Here is a 17,793-nt window from a genome sequence, read left to right on the forward strand (position 1 = left end):
TAGCTGATGCTAGAAAAGCGTTTCCAGCTTTGTCTCGCTCTGTTTGACGAGCCTGATCGTCTTGTCGCCGCTCAGTTGCCCTCGCTCTGGATAGCGCTCGATAACTCCCGTGCCTAGCATTTGCCGAACTACCGGCGTTACATGCGGCGGGCGATAGACTGTCTCCAGCAGGGCCATTTCTCTCAATTTCTCAAGCGTTCTCTCGCCTTTGCTTAGTTCGGCCAGAATGGCTTGTCGCAATGGTCGCGTGTCTGGATCGAGAGTGAAGTCGAGAGTGGTCTGGTCGGGGTCGCGAGGATCGCGATATCTAACACCCCGAACCGGATCGACCTTCCACACCGCTTCCTTCATCTTCTCCAAGCCCTTATGGCTGGTGGTGCCATAGACGAGATGGATGTCGCGGCCCCCCTCGTCGAGCATCTCAAAGGAGAGGACGAAGGGGAATCCTGCAGTCTTGAGGGAGTCGCGATAAGTGCTCACAAGGAATGCCTTCTTCTCGCGAGAAGGCAGCTTCTTAACCTCGCGCCACGCAGTTCCGCCAAAGGCCTTATCTCCAGCGACCTGATGGGCTTCTGCGTTACCGAACTGCAAAAGAAAGCGCGTGCCGAACGTTACAAGCACCTCGCTCGAAGGAACGGAGGCGATAGTGCGCGCAATATCTAGTGGAATATCCGGTCCGCCCCAACTGTCAAGGAAGGCGAATATTGGCGTCGTCATAGACCCGGCGTCACTGAGCGCGGAAAGAAGTGTGTTGGCACACTTCCCTTTATGATATCCGATCTCCATGGTCTGTGGTCGGCCGCCATACTTGGTGGTGATGGCATTTACTTCTTGCTTAAGTCTTTCCAGGCGCGCGGCGTTGTCCTCGACTAGGGTGACATTTACTTTCTTTCCCGAGTCGAGGAACCGGCGCTGGCGGAGGAAGGCCTCCAGCGCCACGACAGGCGAACCGGGCTCACCTGTCTCGTAGATTCCGGGGCCGGCGAACCCCTCCGCATAGGTCACGCGTTTCCAGGAGCGTGAACTTTGCATCATGATCGGAAACCATGCGTCCAGGTAGTGGCGGAGCAGTTCATGCTTGGCACGCGTGTGGGGGTCGCAGGGCCAAAGAAGGTCTTTGGGGGTCGCCATGCATCACTCCTACCCGGTTTCGCAACGCATCCCCCGTGTGTGACCTGTCCAGAATCGGTCAGGCAGTTGCGACCCCGGATCCGGCGTTAGGGGGATGAATCGGGGTGGGCGCTTCGTCCCATATGCGGTCATCGAGGAGTCGGCCGCCTGCCTTTGGCGTGCGTCCTCCCCACTGCTTGAAGAAGAATGGTACTTGACTTTCGATACAGATATCACGGATGTCTCTCACCCATTCCGGTTGGATGGGGCGATGGACTGGACCGCTCTCGCCACCTGCGATTACCCAGTCCAGGCCTGTCAGGTCGAGTCCTGGCAAGGGTCCTACCAAGGGCTCACAGGACAAGAACTTCACAGCCGCGGGGATGGAGCGGAGGTCGTTGGTTCGGTAGAGGGCGGCCTCGTTCTCAACGGAGACGCCCATCCATAGGTTGCTTGGCCATTCAAGCTTGTTGGCGATCTTGCGCAGACGCGTTGAACGCTTGGTGAGAACCTGATACGTGTGCTGAGGCGTCTCGGCGATTACCTTGAAGACATCGCGGACGAAGCTAATGGGGACTCGGGCGTGGAAGAGGTCGCTCATGGAGTTGACGAACACAACCTGAGAGGTGCGCCACGAGTACGGTTGGCGCAGTGCTGAGGGGTGCAAGGTCAAGCCGAACCCGGGACCAGAAGTGCGTGGGTCCCCGTCTACCTGGTACTTTTCGGCGCCCATCGCCTTGAGACGTTTCGCCAGAGTAAGCGCATAGCAGTTATCGCAGCCGGTGGAGACCTGGTCGCAACCTGTAGTGGGATTCCAGGTTGCTTCTGTCCATTCGATGGCTGTGCGCCTAGCCACGGTATTGCCTCCCGTCACCCTAGCGTGCCAGGGAGTCGGCGTCGTGTCGAAGAGGTGATAAATTTTTAGCGCTATTAATTTATCACTTCAAGCGTTGGTACGGTGGCGTTGGGGCGAAAGAAACGCACGGAGAGCAGGTATTTTTTGCAAGCGATGCGCTTGGGGTCGAGACTACGAGAGCTCCGTGTGGACAAGGGCTACACTCAACAGCAACTGGCTGATCGGGCAGAGATCGCACTGTCGACACTCAGAAAGATCGAGTCGGCGGCGGTGATCGAGCCGGGCTACTTCACGGTCTTGAGCCTTCTTAAGGCGCTCGATGTCAGCTGCGAAGAGCTGTGGTAATCAAGCTGGGTTGTCGCAAGCGTCGTCATGGCTTACGGTCGTGCCAAGCAAGGAGCTCGGGACAGAACCTGAGCCACCGCTGATCTCCTTGAGGCACGGAGCGTCGGAGCGCGCCCTCGCCACCGCCTCTGTCCTGTCTTGCAGTCCTGTTGCTGATGCATCCCGGACGGGTGGGTCAGCCGAGAGGCGTTGCCATGACCATTTACTCTCAGCATCCGAACCGTGGAAAGGTGCAGATCTTAGCGACCTACAAAGGGTCAGCGGGAGCTACATCTTCTACCGTTACGAGCCTTGCGGAAGCGGCCCTTGCGGCGCCGATCGTCGATGCCCTCAACCGTATCTCCGCCTTCGCCACCGTGCCGGTCAGCGTCCATGACACCCGCGACGGCGGCTTCGACCACTACCCGAGCAAGCACCTTGAGGCGTTGGCCGACCGCAGTGCCCGCGCCGATCTGCTTAATGGTGCGCACAGCTTGTGGTACGAGCACGTCAAGCTGCTGCTCCACCAGGCGCTGACCGATCTGGACGATGCCATCGCGGCAGTGCCCGCGCCAGTTCGGACGGCGATTCACGCGGAGCTGGAAAGAGAGGCATTCGAACTGCGTGGCGCGCTGGCTGACTACTCGGAGGCGATTTCGCCGCCGGAGACGGAAAGCCCGCGCTATTGGGACTTCGGGTATCCGTTCGTGATCTATGACGGTGGGACGCCGGACCTGTGCAAGGCGAGCCGAGAGTTCATGGATCGCCGTGAGGAGGGGATCACCACCGACCAGCGCGAGCGGGCGGTCGCCGATCTACGACTGCTAGTCACTTCTTACGCGCAGCGCCAGGGCAGTCAGGCAGAGCTGGAACCAGCCGACTTCACGATCTTCGATGAGCCTTTCGGCTCGGATGGGTACTACCTGACGGTCAAGGCACCACAACCCGGCGATGATGATGCTGATGTCTGGAGCGTTGAGATAAGCCGGTGGGAGCCGGATGATCCGGAGGACGAAGAATGTAGCAGCGCGACAGGGCGCATACTGCTTAGCTGCGCCTGTTCGGCGCCCCCCACCGCAGCCGACATCGCTGATCTGCTGAACCGCAACGCGCAGAACCCAGGGCAACTCGCAGGTTGGGTCGAGACTCCCGTCGGAGCGGTGCTCGCAGGAACGCGCTTCGTTGTCACCGAACGTGACATCTCCTGACGGTTTGCGGGCGAAGGAGGTGGGAGACCAGAGGGGCAGGCATGGCGACTTAGCCGCTGTTGCCAGTGTCGAGCGCGGCGCCCACTTGGTCAGCGAAGATGACCGCGACCAGACGTGCCTGCAGAGGCGGAGTGGTCCCGGGGTGGGATCGAGCATCAACCGGCCATAGAACCGGCCGTTGCCGATCGCGCGCAGCTCGACGTCGCTGATCCATACCGCTTCGGCGCGATTACTTGAAGGTGGTGAGTAGGTGAAGCGTCGTGGCGGGGATGGAGCCGGTCGCTTCCTCCAGAAGGTGCTCGATCGCGTTAGCCTCTGGTGAGCGGTCAATATCGATCATCTTGGACCAGGCGGCCGGTTCATAACGCGCTAGCGATGACAGCGCCAGCAGCACGGCCCACAACGCCAAGAACGGATGCAGCCCGGTCGACATCGATCCGATCGCTGGCGTGACGACGCAATCATCGGCGGACCTATAGCAGGCAACACCCAGCTCGTTGAGCGTCTTGTTGTCGAAAAGCGTCAGCGGCGGCGAACCGCTGCGCCACTCGACGCCTAGAGTTAGCCCAGGTCCCGCGCTGGCCCAGTCCAGTTCACCCATCGGCTGCGATACCCGCGGCACGCTGTCTTTCAACGCTGGATAGCGATCGAGATGCTCTTTAACCCGCACTCGGTCCTTGCCGTACAGGTCTTTCACCTGGCGGGGAATCCAGCTGACCTCGGCTTGGGAGAAGGTGGCGGCTTGGGGCCATCCGTTCTGGGAGAACAGCAGCACGGGCAGCATGGCGTTGGCCGTGAGCGCGACGTCCGCCGTCTCCGGCAGCAACGGCCACAGCTCACGAAGGGCAACCGGCTCATCAGGGACCAGAGCCTCGATATCCAGTGCCGAAGCGACGGCCGGGAACAGGCCACCCTTGACGGCCGTGACACTGACATCGGCGGCTACGGCGGCGTTGGTGTTAGCGCTCAGCCCGTGTCCGCTAACCCTCCACGCCTGGTTACCGACGCGCGGTGATGCAGCCACGATGGCCCGGCCAGCTTGCGACAGCGCATAGAACAGCTGAACGGGTCGGGTGGCGTAGCCCGCGCCACCGGCGGCGCCCAGAAACTGCTCACACTGCTCCAACGCGGACTGGAACGTCGTGCGCCGCGCACCCTGTCTCGCGTATCCAGGGGGGTCGTGTCGAAGTGCACGCAGGTTCCGCAAGGCCGTGCCCGCAGCCGCCACCCCGTCCTCCTTCGCCGTCGGCACCACGGTACAAAGACAGCCGGCCATGCATCCACTGAATACCGTTGCAGGCCCCCACGTTCGATGGCCATCGGGAAGCGCGTTGTCATGTCCGCAGCGGGCAGGCTGCGGTTGGGCGAGTTCCTCCACGCTGGGCTGGACTGGGGTTGCCGCTAACGCCGGAGCTCATCCCAGTATCGACTCCTGGCGAGGTCGAGCTGTCAGTGTCGGCCCGTTGGGTCGAACCTCTGAAGGACCGAACGTTGAAGGGCTGTTGGGGTATCCGAACAGCCTCGCGACCCACGGCCAGCGTGGCGAGCACTCAGCAGGTGGGACCCAGCCGTAGGAGCCGCCGTCAGGTGGCGTGGGGAGGGGATCCATGGCGTGTCCTTCACTGCTGGCTGTCCTGAGGGAAGGGGCGCGGCTGTGGGATGGTGCTCAGCGTCGCCGTCCCACAGCCGCGCCGCCCGGTTCGGGCCGCTGGGCGGCTGCCGTGATTGACTGCGGGGTTCGCAACCACGGCCGGGATGGCTCCTATGTCGGCGCGTGCTCACTTGCGACCCTCGTGGGCGCGTTCAAGGCGCGTTCGATCGCCGTCTCGCCGTTCTCCACGGCTGTGAGGAGATCGGCCAATAGCGGGTCCGGGATGGAGCCGAGCCCGAGCCCGGCGGACTTCACTGCGGAGGTGAGCGCCTTCTCATCGACGTGGTTGAGGAACGCTCGGCACCCGTAGTGAGCGAGTACTTCCCGAGCCACGTAGCCGTCCGCTGAGTCGAGGGCGTCTTCCACGAGGCGGGCGTACGCTGGGTGGACTCTGGCGGGGGCGGCGCAGGTGGTGAGGTCGACGACGGCTAGGCCCAGGCGGGCGCGGAAGACGGCGTGTCCAGGCTCTTGCCTACCGGCGAGGTACCGTTCGATCATCAGGGCGGTCTCCCGGTCGGCGTGCGGGTTGTCCACGAGGCGGCACAGCACCTCCAGGCACGCGGAAACCTGGGCTTCCCACGGCTGCGTGATCGTGCTGCCGTCCAGCACGGCGAGGGCGGCGTCCGCGTCCCCGTCGAGGCAGGCGTTCACGATCTTGACCTGGCGGCCGTCCAGCAGGTGCAGGCCGATCCCCTTGTTCTGTTCGATGTGGGCGAGCGCTTCCTGCCACTGGCCGAGGCGTACGAGGGCGCGGGTGCCTTCGGACAGGTAGACGCGATACGCCCAGATGCGCAGCTCCTGCTGCTCCTCTGGGCTGCCGGTCAGGTCCTGGGTCGGCAGTGACCGGCCCTCGATGACGGCATGAGTGTTGGTCTTCAGGGCGTGGTAGAGGGTGCTGAGTGAGGCCCAAGCCGTCTCGGCGTCGCCTGCCCGGATGCGCAGCCGTGCCAGGTTCACCACGGGTTCGAGCATGTGCATGGCTTGTCGGACGGTGAGGTGGCCAGCGTTGCGATACGGGGCGATCTGCCGCCAGCACAGTTCCCGCGCCAGTTCGGGCAGGCCGCAGTCGCTGGCGATCAGGGCGGCCCGATTGAGCGCTCGGGCAGCGCCGAGAAGCGGGTCGGTGGCGTCCTCGATGTCGCGGGCGAGGGTACAGACCTCGGCCACCCGTGCGGCGAGGGGCGGGTACGTGGGGCGCGGCCGGTCGACCAGCGGGAACCAGCGTGCGAGCTGGGCGATGTCGGCCGTCGTCATGGCTGGCTCCCTGCGGGGAGGAGCGCTTCGCAGGCTGCGCGGCTGAGGACACCCTGTGTGGTTGCGGACAGGCCGAGCCGGTTCCAGTGGAAGATCACGTGGTGGGTGAAGACGCTGCGGATGCCCCGGATGAGGTGTCCTGCGGTGGCGGCTCCGTACAGGGATTGCCCAGCCTGGCGGAAGTCGTCTGCCCAAGGGGCGGCGAAGGCGAGCGGCCCGGTAGGGGCGATGGGGCTGAGAGGAGAGGCGACCAGAGGGCGGATCTTGTCAGCCAGCGCCTCCACTTGGCCGGGAGACGGGGGCGTGGGCAGAGGGCGTAGTTCGGCGATGCGGTGCCAGACGTCGCCGCGTTCAAAGCGGTCCAGGCAGGTGTTCAGCATGGTGCCGAGGAGCAGCATCGACACCTCCTTGCGGCCCACGTCTGGCGCCGATTGCCGCAGGTAGGTGACGATGTGGTGGCTGTCGGCACAGAAGAGGTCATGGGCGATGTCCATGCCGGTGGGGCCACCGAACGCGGCGGTTTCCGGCTCGTAGATGGCCGACCGCCAGCATGTGATCACTCCAGAGGTGGCGAGGTCGTTCAGTGCGGCGTTGACTGCCGCTCTCATGGCGGTGGAGTCGGAGCGTGGGCGTAGCCGTAGCCGCAGGCCGGGCTGCTTGCGGATGAACCACCAGGCGCCGACCAGTGCGTGAAGACGGTCCAGTTGCCGGCCGATGGCAGCGGCTGCGGCATCGGCTGTGTCGGGGAAATCCGCGTTGACCTGGTACCAAGCATGGCCGGCGCCGCGGGCCTCCAGCGCCTCGCGTCCAGCCGTCTGGTAGACCTCGATCGCGTCGGTGATGTCGCCGGGCTGTGCGTCGATCGCTGCCGCGGCCACGGCTACGGGGGTGCCGGACAGAACCGCCAGCACGGCATCGGTTAGCCGGTTTGGCGGGTCAGCGGTCAGGTGATCAGTAGGCATGTGTCCCATCCCGAGTGCGGGGGTGTGTCGTACGCGGAGGTGTGCACGGCCAGATCGAGGCCCGCGGATCCGTCGAGCAGGCTGCCGTCGTAGTACCGCTCTGCTACGTCGTGCTTGTTGAGCAGGATGGCCAGCGTGGGAAGGCGGGCGGTGATCCCGGGGCCGAGGGCGTCGCGGGACGCGCGCCATGCGGTCTGGTAAACGCCGGCGACGCCGTGGCAGAGCCCCGGCTCGGTGAGGTGCCCGAGCTGGGTGGGGTCGGCGAGGCAGGCGGCCATGGCGTGCTCGGCCATGTGCTGGCGGGCTGTGTCGCGGAGGGCGATGCCAGCCAATTGGAGAGCGCGGGCGATCCCCGGAGTGCTGTAACACCATGAGGGGCGCAGCGGTTCCTTCTGCAGGACGTGGCCGGTCTCCAGCTCCGAGCGGGTGATCCACTGCGGCCACCACGGTCCGGTCTCGCCGTCCTGGCGCCACTGGTCCAGCCAGTCGCAGACGCGCTGGATGGCGTCGGCCTGCCCGTCCACGGCGATGCCGTCGCGCGAGGCTATGGAGAGCAGGGCGAGTACGCCCGTGATGCCGTGGGCCATGCCGAAGTTGGCGTGCCCGCCCGGGGTGGGTGAGGCTGGAGCGGGGCCGTGGCAGACCCACCAACCGGGCAGCCCGTCGTCGGCAGTCTGGGTCAGCCGTACCAGGTGGGACAGGATCGCGGGCAGGACGTCGGCGTCCGGAATGTAGCGGAGGAGCAGCGCGGCGATCCCGGTCAGGCCAGAGAACACGTCGTATTCCGCGAACGTCACCGCCTCGCCCCGATCGACGCGGGCGGTCGCGTGCGCCAGCCGCCGTTCAGCGAGCCGGATGACGGAGCCGTCGATAGCGGCGGTGTCATAGCGGCGGGCATGGCCGATCTGGGCCGCGTGCAGGATGAAGCTGATGGCCGGGGCGCCGAAGTAGAGTCCGGCGTCGTCGGCCGCGCTGATGTCGTCGCGGGTGGCAGCCTGAATCCAGGTGTGCACAGCGCGCCATGACTGCGCTCCTGTGTGGGCGCGTTCGATATGCAGTAGCGCGGCTCCGGCAACACCCCTGGCGAGCGACTGCGCCGGTGCATTGGGTGGCGTGGTCATGGCGCAGTCCGTTCGGTGAGGGCCAGGCGGCGCATTGCGGCGGCGCGGGCCAGACGGTTGGTGATGGCCTCGACGTCGGGGTCGACGCCGAGGGCGCGCACGTGATGGTCGTGCAGCAGGGACCGCAGCACGGTGATGGGCAGACGGTGGTGGCGGCCGAGTTGGGCGCGGTAGGTGTTCAGCGCGGCCCGCCGCGTCGCCCATGCGTCGGCCACCGCCGCGCCGCCCGGGTGGCCGCGCAGGACCTGATAGTGGTTGGCGGGGTCGGCCAGGCGCAGCGTCGTGTCTCGCAGCGTACGGTCGAGCTCCCCGAACGTGCGGTCGAGCTGGTTGATCAGCCACCCGTACCCCTCTTCGGACGCGGCGAGGCCGGCGGCGAGATCGGCCATCGACGCCGCGGCGATCGCCTGGCCGGGAAGCCCGGCGAGCGTGGCCATCGTGATTTGGGTCAGCGCTGCAGCGGAGTCGGCGGCGGCCACCCGGTGCGCGGTCGCCATGGCCGTCCCGGGTCCGTATCGGCCGGTCTGCGGCTGGTAGGCGGCGAGCGACAGGTGGGCGAGCAGTCCCCGCGCTTGCAGGTCGGCCGCGAAGTCGGCCAGGTGGGCGGCGGCTGCTCCGTACTGGTCGGGGTGGGCGAGCTGGAGGTAGAGCCACAGCTCTTGGGTGCTGTCGGGACGGAGGGTGTCGCGGTGGCGGCGGAACCACCAGCCATCGAGGTCGAGGGCCTCCAGGAGGCGGGACAGGTGGCCGGTCAGGATCTCGTCGTAGCGGGCGGGGTGACCGTGCAACTGCGCGTGGATCAGGCCTCCGGCGCCGGGCATCAGCATCGCGGTGGGCCGCTCCAGGACAGCGGGCGGGGCAGGGCGGCGGATGGATGGTGCGGCGGTCAGCGTGGCGAGGAACTCACAAGCCCGGCCGGTCCAGTTCCCGGTGGGGTGTTCGCGAAGTTCGACCTGCCCGGTGCGGCCGAGGCGGGTGCGCAGCAGGATCCGGTCCAGACGAGAGTCGAGATCGAGCGGGAGCCGGGCTTCTTCCTGGTACAGCACGACCCAGGAGGGGACGCACCATCGATCCCGCCACGCCTCGAGGTGCTTCTCCCACACCTGCGCGGGGTCGCGCCGCGTGCCCAGGTCGGAAGTATTGAGGATCCAGCGGGCCGGGGCCAGCACCGTATGGCCGTAGCGCAGGCGCGGCAGGTGCGGCAGCTTGCGGGCCGCGCCCCAGTCGAACAGCCCGTAGACGGCGTGGCGGGCGCGCGGTACTCCGGCGAGGAACCGGGCCAGCGGCGGGGTGTGTAGCGACGCCTCCAGCGCGTGTAATGCCCAGGGCATGACGCGGCGGCCGGTCGAGAGCTGGATCAGGTACATCTGGGTCGCGTCGGCGGTCGCCGCGAGGTCGTCCACGCTGATCGGGTCGGTGCCGGTGGCGGGATGCTCGGCCAGACAGATCATCTCGGGCAGGAGCTGCGGGACGCGGACGACGTTTTCGTTGTGCCTGCGGCGGGGCGGGAAGGACAGCTGCGCCGCGACCGCGTCATCATCAGGCGCGAAGGAGGCCGCCAGTAGGTCGCGCTCCTCCTGCGGTAGCAGGTGGGCGAATCGGCCGGCCATGCTGCTGCTGGTCCTCGGCGCCCCGGTGACCCACAAGGTGAATGCGCCCCGTGCGAGCGCGTCCGCCGAGTCCGCGTCCACCTGGAAGGGCAACTCGGCGCGCTGCGGGACGACCATCTCGGCGGGGTCGCCGACCGTCAACTGCCTGATCAGCGGCTCGGTCAGCGTGATCTCTGGGCGGCCGTCCACTGCGGCCTGCTGGACGAGCGCCAGCAGCGTGCTGTCGCGCTCGCTCAGATGCCGGAGAGGCCGCTCCCGCGCCGCGCCGAGGAATCCGGCGGGAAGCCCGAGCCCTGAGTCTGCGATCAGTTCTCGTACCGGCACGAGAGCGCCGGGTCCATAGCGGGCCCGGAACGCGAGATGGTAGTTCCGCCAGATCTCCGGGCCGAACGGGCGCGTGGTCAGGCGCAGCAGCATCGACGCGGCTGCGGCTGCCTCGTCCAGCACCGTGGGCGGCAGGCTGATCCGCCCGTCCACCGCGGTGTCGGCGGCCAGCACGGTATCGGTGCCGCTGCAGACAGAGATCATCCGGTCCGCGACGGCGGCCATGTCGGCGTGCGCCAGCGGATCCCCCTCTGGAGGTCGGGTGAGCTCATCCTGAATGCCTTCGAGATCCCTCAGCAGGTCCGCGATATCGGCAAGCCCGTCGCCGACGTCGTGCAGTTGGGCGATCACATGCGGCAGGCCATCCACGATGGTCGAAGGTGGGCGTAAGGCGGTCAGCAGAAACCCTTGCGTGACGAGGTCGGCCAGCATGGTGCTGATCGTGTCGAGCGTGGTGGCGGGGAACGCCGCGTGAAGCTGCTCGGCGAGGTGTCCGAACGGGACCGGCGCGCTTGCCGCCTTCAGAGCGAGCCGTACAGGCCGGGTGCGGCGGATCGAGATCTCGGTCAGCGGACCTGGCTGCCCGATACTGGGCCGGCTGGGGATGATGAACCGGTCGTCACGCACGAAGCACGTGTTGTTGACCATCACCGGCAGACGGGCCAGGAGCCCGGGATGCCTCTCCAGCCGGTCAACGAGCGTGGCGAGCCACTGACCGTCAGCGCGCATCGCCACCCGATGGTCCGAGCCGAAGCAGGGCTTCGTAGCGTGTCCGACGCGTGCCGGTGCGATCCCGGCGAACAACCCGAAGGGGACGGGGCGGCGCTGCCAGCGCAGCAGATAGGACACCACCGTCAGCGTGAGCCGCCGTAGCCGATCGGCACTCGCCTCCTCGGAGGTGACGATGTCGAGCTGACTGGCAAGGGATGGGCTGGCCAGACGCAGGGCAGCCCGGACGTCGGGACGCGCCCAGATCTGGGTCAGCCACCGCCGATCGGCTTCCGCCTGGGCGTCTGCATTGTTGAGGTGGTCGGGCGCTTCCAACCCGTCCGGGTAGGTGCTCACCCGGGCCAGTACTGGGCCGGAGGGCCGGAAGAACGGCGCTGATCTCATGATCCTCCGCCTCAGAGAGTGGGGCTGTCGGCGCCGCCAAGGGCAGGCGCCGACAGCAGGGGTTACTCCGTCGTCAGAACGGGTCGGCGACGGCGGTGGCGCAGGAGCTCGCGCACGAGGGGTTGCAGCCGTCGCTGGTGTCGCACGCCAGCACGGGCATCGGCATACTTGCCTCGATCACGCGCATGTCGAGCTCGAACTCGTCGGCGGGGATCTCCTTGGCGGGCAACCCGTTGGGTGCCTCGACGGTGTCGACGGACACTGCTTCCTCCTTCACTGGATGGGTGGGGCTACCTGGCTCCGAGCAGTTACGTCGGGCCAGGAGATCGTGATCTTCGTGTGGCGCTTGTCGATGACCATCGCGCCCTCAGGCAGCGCCTTCTCAGGGGTGCCGATCGGCCAGACGGCGAAGTCGGGGCTGGGACCGTTGCGATAGTCGCGGTCCCACACCCGCACCTGCTCCACGATGGCCTCAGCAATCTGAGACCCGTGAGGCCCGTAACCATGCGCGCCCATTTCGACAACACCCTCGCCCGCCGGACGGACCGACAGATAGGCGAAGGAGTCGCCGTCGTCATCGACCGCAGCGAACGGGAACTGGCGTCCACCCGGCTCGACCGCGACTCCGGGGTCACCGTCACTGGTGTCCACGACCAGGTGGCAGAAGCCGGAGAACGCGGCCGCCATCCACAGCGCCAGGTCCGGGAACGGTTCCGACCTCCCGACGGTCACCCCGGACCAGGCTGCGGCGGGCTCGCTGTCCAGGACGCCATCGAGAGCGCTGGGCCGCTCCAGATTCCCGTCGTCGAAGCGCAGCCCGACCTTCTTCCCGCGCAGCAGCCACAGGTGACCGTCATTGGCGCCGGCGCCCTGCATCCAGACGAAGCCGGAGAGCACCTGCGACACGGCGACGAGGTGGTCGTTCGCAGGTTCCAAGGCGAGCGACCGGCTGATGCCCTTCATCCGCAGGGGGACGACGATCCTGCCGCGCGGGGCGAGTTGCTCACGCCAGGCCGGGGGGATATCCCACGCGCCGACAGTGACCATGATGCGGTCGTAGGGGGCATCGGCTTTCAGGCCGTACTCGGCGTCGCCGGTGGCGACCCGCACCCGCTCATAGCCGGCCGCGTCCAGGCAAGCGCGGGCCCGGCTGATCACGTTGGCGTCGATGTCCATGGACGTGACCTGACCGGTCGGGCCAACCAGCTCCGAGATCAGGGCCGCGAAGTAACCACCCGAACCGATTTCCAGCACGCGCATCCCCGGGCTGATGTCAGCCTGCACCAACTGCACGGCCTGGGTCTCGGGCGCGGACATCGTGGAGGTCAGCACGCCGTGCTCGCTGCGCTTGACCTCGACGATATCCAGCGCGTACGCCTTCTCCGGAGACACCTCAGGGGCGAAGAGGTGCCGGGGAACCGTACGGAAGGCGGCCTCGACCTGCACCGGGAGCGGGAAGCCCCACTCCGCGCACATGGTCGCCACGGCGGTAGTCATGGCGTCACGCAGGGCGGCGGCGTCCTGGACGTCGTTGTCGGTGGTCACAGATGGGGTCCCCTCTTCTTGGGCGTGATGGGCAACTGGTTGATGGTGGCTGTTGGTGGGTTGCTGAGCGGGTTTGCCGCGCCGTCCCTTGCGTTTGAGGAAGGTGTCGGGCTCCGTCGTCTCCCCGCGGCGCAGATGCTGGTCGTGGTGTGCTTCGGCGAGAGCGATGTAGATGTCGAGGGCCTGGCGGTAGAGGCCGCGCCCGGTTTCCTCGTAGCTGTCGCCGGTGCGGCGCAGCACGAAGAACTGCCCGCCTTCGGACGCCCACTCGTATCGACCGCAGCACGAGGTGTGTGAGACGCGCAGCGGGCCGCCGACCGTCCTGTACGGCTCCCACTTGAACGCGGATTTGTCCTGCTCCGGTTCAACCTGCGGTTGGCGGGCTCTGGCCATCGTCTGCACTACTCTCCGCACGGGTCTGACTGTCTTCTGCCGTGGCGTGAGCAGTAACGGGAGGGTAGTCAGCCCCGTCCTCAGCGGGCGGCGTGCACTGGCTCCTCCTGACGGCGTCGAGGGTGAAGATGGCAGCGCATGCGATGCCAGCGTCCATATCAGGCCCTTCGCGTGCAGGGTTCGGGCGTCACACGCCCGGAGGTGGTGAGGGAGGCGGTCAGACTGCTGCCTGGATCCGCCTCCCTCGGTCCCGGCCGCGGGGGCGCCAAGGGGTGCGGCGCATGCGTGGGATGACAGCCGGGAGGTGGGGCTCGCAGCCCACGGCGGCCAGGGGCCCCACCGTGGGACTGCGAGTTGTAGGCGGCGCGGACCACGACGGGTGCTCGGATTCTGGACTTGGGTCCGCGCCGGAGTGCACAGCCGGCCGTGGATGAGCCGCCCTCGACCGGCCGCGCCAAGACACGACGTGACGTTCCCGCCTGCGCGGGGTCGCCTGCCTGGTCGCGTCTCGTCTTGTCACCCGAGCCTCCTCAGGAGGCCGGGAAGTATCTCTTTGACGATGGGGTACTGCACGGGGGCCGACCTGGCGAGCTGCAACTCGCCGAGCTTCGCGGACACGCGCCGTCGCAGGTCCTGTGGGGTACGCCCCTTGACGAAGATCCCTTCCGGCGTCGGCCCCTTGTAGAACGCGGTCAGGTGCTTGCCCGCGACCTCCCAAAGCACCAGCACGGTCACGCCGTACTCGTCCTGCAGCTCGGCCGCCCAGCGGGCGCCCTTCTCGTCGTCGGGGTACTCGTCCGTGGTGTCGGCGTACTGGTCGCCGTTGCGGCCCGAAACTCCTGTAGCCACGGTGAGCCGCCATCCCGTGAGCCGTAGGTTGCGCCGGTGCCTCATGCCGCCTCCGCGCACGAGCCGAAGGCGGCCACCGCGGCGACGAAGTGGGCTCTGCCGACATCGCGCGGGATCGGGCCGGCGGGCCGCCACGTCGACGCCTCCACAAGGCCGGGCTCCAGCAGGGGCAGACCATCGAGGAACATGCTTCGGATCGTGTTGAGCGGGCGCGGGTAGATGTCGGCGGTCCGCTTGTACGCGGCGAGAAGCTGGTCGAGCTCGTCAGCAGTCAGCAGGTCGCCCCGAGCATGGCTGAAAACGAGGTAGCCGCCGGGGAATGCCGCCATGTACTGGCGCAGGATGTCGCCAGGCTTCTGCTCGTCCGGCCAGAAGTGCGCCAGCGCCGTGGCCACGATCCCCACAGGCTCGCGAAGGTCGAGATGACGGCGGACGTGTGCAAGCACCGTGTTCACGTCCCGCGCGTCCGCCTCCAACATCATCGCGCCCTCCGCCGCGAGCAGCGCCCGCCCGAAGACGGCGACCGATCGATCGTTGTCCACGTACGCGACCTGGGCGCCCGGGTGAATGCGGCGGGCCGTTTCCAGCGTGGTTTCCTCGCCTACCTGCGGCAGGCCGCAGCCGAGGTTCAGCCACTGCGTGACGCCCAGCTCGGAGGCTGCCTCAACCCCGCGTGGGACGAACTCCAGGTTCGCGCGGGCCGCCTCCGGGAGCTCCGGGGCAATCTTCGTCATTGCCTTGACCACGTCCCGGTCCCTGGCCCGGTTGTCCTTCCCCTTGGTCGCGGCGTCGTAGACACGGGCTATCGACGGGGCATCGCCGGGGATTCCTGGGCCGGCCGAGCTCACCGGGGTTGCGCTGCGGGAGTCCATGATGTTGAGACCTTCAGGGGAGGGGGCGGATTGGGGTTCGAGTGCGGGCTGGCGGCTTACCCAGGCTCGCCGTCGCTTCGAGGAAGGGGAGCCGCAGGACTGGTACCGGAGCAGGTGTCACCATGCGGCGGCCCTCGGTGCCTGGTCATCGGGTACGGCGAAGAAGTCTTTGAGCCGGTTCCTGATCGTGACCGCGATCTGGTGGGCGTCGGCCGAGCCGATATCGATGCGTAGGACGTCGTATCCGGCTTGAATGAGCCGCTCGCATGCTTGCCGGTAGAAGTGGGCCTCGGCATGGCTGGACCTGGGCGTAAGCTGAAATCGGTTGTGCGCTCCTCGCTCCGCCAGCCGCGTCGCGATCAGTTCGGGTGCGCCTTCGAGGACCACCGCTAAGTCCGGCCGGTCGGCCAGGGAGTTCAGGCCCCACAGGAATGTCGGGTCCACTCCGTCGAAGCGCTGCATGACCAGGGCGGACGGTACATATCTGTCGCAGAGGACGACTTCGCCGGCGTCCAGGTGAGGTTTGATCTCGGTCTCAAGATGGTGGTAGCGGTCGGCGGCGTACAGGCAGGCCAGCGCGGGACCGGTGACGGTCTCGGTCATCTCGCGGGCGATCTTGCCGAGGACCCCGTTGGATGGTTCGGCGGTGGTGTGGACGTGCTCGCCATCGGCTACCAGCAGTTGCGACAGGTGCGCGACGATGGTCGACTTCCCGGCGCCGGAGGGGCCGTCGATGCTGATGAACAGGCCGCGTCGGTGATCAGAAAAGGGGCTGAGCTGTGTCATCGGTCGGTCCTTCGCAGGAGGTCGTCTTCGCTTCGGCTAGGAGGGCGGCCAGCGGCAGCGGGTCCGCGTCGGCGGCGAGGTGCGCGAGGAGGCGGGCGCAGACGAGAGCGTCGTAGGCAGCCCGATGAGGTTTCAGGCCGGCGGGCATATCCGCGGCGAGGTCGAATTCCTTCGCGAGCGTGCCCAGCCTGTACGAGGAGCGGCCGGGCACGAGGCGGCGGGCCAGCTTCAGAGTGTCGATGACCTGGGCGGGCTGGAAGCCGGGCAGCTCCTGGGCCAGCACGCTGAGATCCACGTGAGCGTTGTGCGCCACGAAGACAGCGCCGTCGAAGACCGCCATGATGTCCGCGACGTACTCGGCGACAGGCGGGTCGGACGCCACCTGCTGGTTGGAAATGCCGTGGATGCGGCAGGCCAGCGGTGTGATCGGCCTCGGAGGCTTCACCAGCCACGTCAGCGGCTCTCTCACGGTGCCCTGGTCGATCAGGACGATGGCCAGCTCAACGAGATCTGGAGGCTGCTGGCCGTTGCCTTCGACGTCCGCGACCGCGTAGCGGAATTCAGTCCACGGGGCCTGACCGTCGATGTCAGCCATTCGTGTTCCCCCATCCGATCTCGGCTCGGCCATGCCGTTGTTGCCGATGCGGGTGGGCGGCGTCATGGATCTGGAAGCCGAACCAGTGCTGGAGGTAGTAGCGCGGCTGCTCGGACGGCAGCCCCTCAACCTGCGCCGCCCGTTCCGTGACCTCGATGACGCGCATCCCTGCCGCTTCAGGCAGGGCGCCAGCGGCCTCCTGCAACTGGCGCGCGGTCGGCATTCGATGAGCCTGGGCGCACAGGTCGAGCTGGGCAGCCGGGCAGATGTCGCACAGCTCGTTGATGCCGTAGTGGCCGTTGTAGTCCGGCAGGCCGTGGGCGTACGAGACGGCGCACGAAGTCTTGCGAAACAGCGGCGGCGCATTCGATGGTCGGCGGGCGAACGCCGCAAGGATGCGCTCCTCCAGCGTCTCAGGGACGATCTTGCGGCGCGCGGTCTCCTGATACGGCTCCGGCAGGCCGTTGGCCCGGTAGTAGTCCGCGATCTCGTCCCGGTAGAACAGGCCCGTGAACACCGTGGCGTCGGCCCACTTCGACAGACTCGCGGCCCGCGCCAGGTGGGCCGCGGTGTCGTTCAGGCCAGGCACCAAGGGCCGCCAGTAGAAGACCGTCCGGTAGCGGCGCGGCCCATGAGCCGTGGCAAGCCGCATGGAGCGAACAGCGATCCCCGAGGGGTGCGGCTCAATCCGCTTGTCGTAAATCCCCGAGTACGTGAACAGAAGCGTCACCTTCACGTTCTTCAAGGCGTTGAGCCGCTCGCAGTCGCGGACGTCCACGTGAGCGCGGGTAATCACCAGCACGTGGTTCGTGAGCCCGCGGCCGTCCAGGTCCTCCAGCACGGCGAACAGGTGGTCCCGCACGCCCGGCAGGAACGGGTCGGTGGCCCGGTTGAAGACCTGCACCGGAGTATCGTGCGGCCGGAAATACCGGTGGCTGACGAGCTGCTCGACTGCCTCGCCGTCGTTCATCAAGGCGCGCGGTCGGTGTGCGTCCCAGAGTCCGTAGGTGTGCCGGATGCAGTACGCGCAGCCGAGCGGGCAGCCCTGCACGTGGTTGAGGGATAGCCCCGACTTCCGGTACTCGACTACAGCGCGGGCCCGCTCCGGCAGCGCGGCGACGGCTTCCCTGGGCAGCAAGGGGACGAACGCTGAACTCACGACACTCTCCAGGTCAGGACCGTGGATGGCGCTGTCAGCGTGACATGGGGTGAGGAGAACC

Annotated in this window: 16 protein-coding genes; 2 read left to right on the top strand and 14 right to left on the bottom strand. The window is 67.1% G+C overall.

What is annotated here, in order from left to right; translation table 11 throughout:
• Positions 1–9: 9 nt before the first annotated feature.
• A complete protein-coding gene (locus tag ABZX61_RS10100; protein ID WP_355193188.1) occupies positions 10–1,131 on the bottom strand; it encodes a three-Cys-motif partner protein TcmP in 1,122 nt (373 codons plus the stop codon).
• A gap of 58 nt (positions 1,132–1,189) precedes the next feature.
• Positions 1,190–1,984 carry a phage Gp37/Gp68 family protein gene (locus tag ABZX61_RS10105; RefSeq protein ID WP_355193189.1) on the bottom strand — a complete coding sequence of 265 codons (795 nt, stop codon included), beginning with the start codon at positions 1,982–1,984 and terminating at the stop codon, positions 1,190–1,192.
• A gap of 135 nt (positions 1,985–2,119) precedes the next feature.
• Between ABZX61_RS10105 and ABZX61_RS10110 the strand changes: the two genes are divergently transcribed.
• A complete protein-coding gene (locus tag ABZX61_RS10110; RefSeq protein ID WP_355194047.1) occupies positions 2,120–2,311 on the top strand; it encodes a helix-turn-helix transcriptional regulator in 192 nt (63 codons plus the stop codon).
• 194 nt (positions 2,312–2,505) lie between these two features.
• A complete protein-coding gene (locus ABZX61_RS10115; protein ID WP_355193191.1) occupies positions 2,506–3,498 on the top strand; it encodes a hypothetical protein in 993 nt (330 codons plus the stop codon).
• A 229-nt stretch (positions 3,499–3,727) separates the two neighbouring features.
• On the opposite strand, the gene ABZX61_RS10120 is transcribed toward ABZX61_RS10115, so the two are convergent.
• The 12 genes from ABZX61_RS10120 to ABZX61_RS10175 form a co-directional block, all read right to left on the bottom strand.
• Positions 3,728–4,624 carry a hypothetical protein gene (locus ABZX61_RS10120; protein WP_355193193.1) on the bottom strand — a complete coding sequence of 299 codons (897 nt, stop codon included), beginning with the start codon at positions 4,622–4,624 and terminating at the stop codon, positions 3,728–3,730.
• Positions 4,625–5,260: 636 nt separating this feature from the next.
• Positions 5,261–6,403 carry a hypothetical protein gene (locus ABZX61_RS10125; protein WP_355193195.1) on the bottom strand — a complete coding sequence of 381 codons (1,143 nt, stop codon included), beginning with the start codon at positions 6,401–6,403 and terminating at the stop codon, positions 5,261–5,263.
• Positions 6,400–7,365, bottom strand: coding sequence for a thiopeptide-type bacteriocin biosynthesis protein (locus ABZX61_RS10130; protein WP_355193196.1), 966 nt, complete (start codon positions 7,363–7,365; stop codon positions 6,400–6,402). Before ABZX61_RS10130 ends, ABZX61_RS10125 begins: the two co-directional genes overlap by 4 nt.
• Positions 7,347–8,486, bottom strand: a complete 1,140-nt coding sequence (locus ABZX61_RS10135; RefSeq protein ID WP_355193198.1) for a lanthionine synthetase C family protein — start codon at positions 8,484–8,486, stop codon at positions 7,347–7,349. The genes ABZX61_RS10130 and ABZX61_RS10135 overlap by 19 nt, the downstream gene beginning before the upstream one ends.
• Positions 8,483–11,533 carry a lantibiotic dehydratase gene (locus ABZX61_RS10140; RefSeq protein WP_355193200.1) on the bottom strand — a complete coding sequence of 1,017 codons (3,051 nt, stop codon included), beginning with the start codon at positions 11,531–11,533 and terminating at the stop codon, positions 8,483–8,485. The genes ABZX61_RS10135 and ABZX61_RS10140 overlap by 4 nt, the downstream gene beginning before the upstream one ends.
• Before the next feature lie 73 nt (positions 11,534–11,606).
• On the bottom strand, positions 11,607–11,795 hold the full coding sequence (locus ABZX61_RS10145) for an FxLD family lanthipeptide (protein ID WP_355193201.1): 189 nt from the start codon (positions 11,793–11,795) through the stop codon (positions 11,607–11,609).
• An 11-nt stretch (positions 11,796–11,806) separates the two neighbouring features.
• A complete protein-coding gene (gene fxlM / locus ABZX61_RS10150; RefSeq protein WP_355193203.1) occupies positions 11,807–13,492 on the bottom strand; it encodes a methyltransferase, FxLD system in 1,686 nt (561 codons plus the stop codon).
• A 495-nt stretch (positions 13,493–13,987) separates the two neighbouring features.
• Complete coding sequence (locus tag ABZX61_RS10155; RefSeq protein WP_355193205.1) at positions 13,988–14,365, bottom strand: hypothetical protein; 378 nt, start codon at positions 14,363–14,365, stop codon at positions 13,988–13,990.
• The gene (locus ABZX61_RS10160; protein ID WP_355193207.1) at positions 14,362–15,192 is read right to left on the bottom strand and encodes an SAM-dependent methyltransferase; all 831 of its coding nucleotides are present in this window, start codon (positions 15,190–15,192) and stop codon (positions 14,362–14,364) included. Before ABZX61_RS10160 ends, ABZX61_RS10155 begins: the two co-directional genes overlap by 4 nt.
• Positions 15,193–15,309: 117 nt before the next feature.
• A complete protein-coding gene (tmk, locus tag ABZX61_RS10165; protein ID WP_355193209.1) occupies positions 15,310–15,978 on the bottom strand; it encodes a dTMP kinase in 669 nt (222 codons plus the stop codon).
• Positions 15,953–16,639, bottom strand: a complete 687-nt coding sequence (locus ABZX61_RS10170) for a 3'-5' exonuclease (protein WP_355193211.1) — start codon at positions 16,637–16,639, stop codon at positions 15,953–15,955. The genes tmk and ABZX61_RS10170 overlap by 26 nt, the downstream gene beginning before the upstream one ends.
• Positions 16,566–17,732, bottom strand: a complete 1,167-nt coding sequence (locus ABZX61_RS10175) for a hypothetical protein (protein ID WP_355193213.1) — start codon at positions 17,730–17,732, stop codon at positions 16,566–16,568. The genes ABZX61_RS10170 and ABZX61_RS10175 overlap by 74 nt, the downstream gene beginning before the upstream one ends.
• Between the last annotated feature and the right edge of the window lie 61 nt (positions 17,733–17,793).

Source organism: Nonomuraea sp. NPDC003709 (genome assembly GCF_040610775.1).
GTDB classification, from domain to species: Bacteria; Actinomycetota; Actinomycetes; order Streptosporangiales; family Streptosporangiaceae; genus Nonomuraea; species Nonomuraea angiospora_A.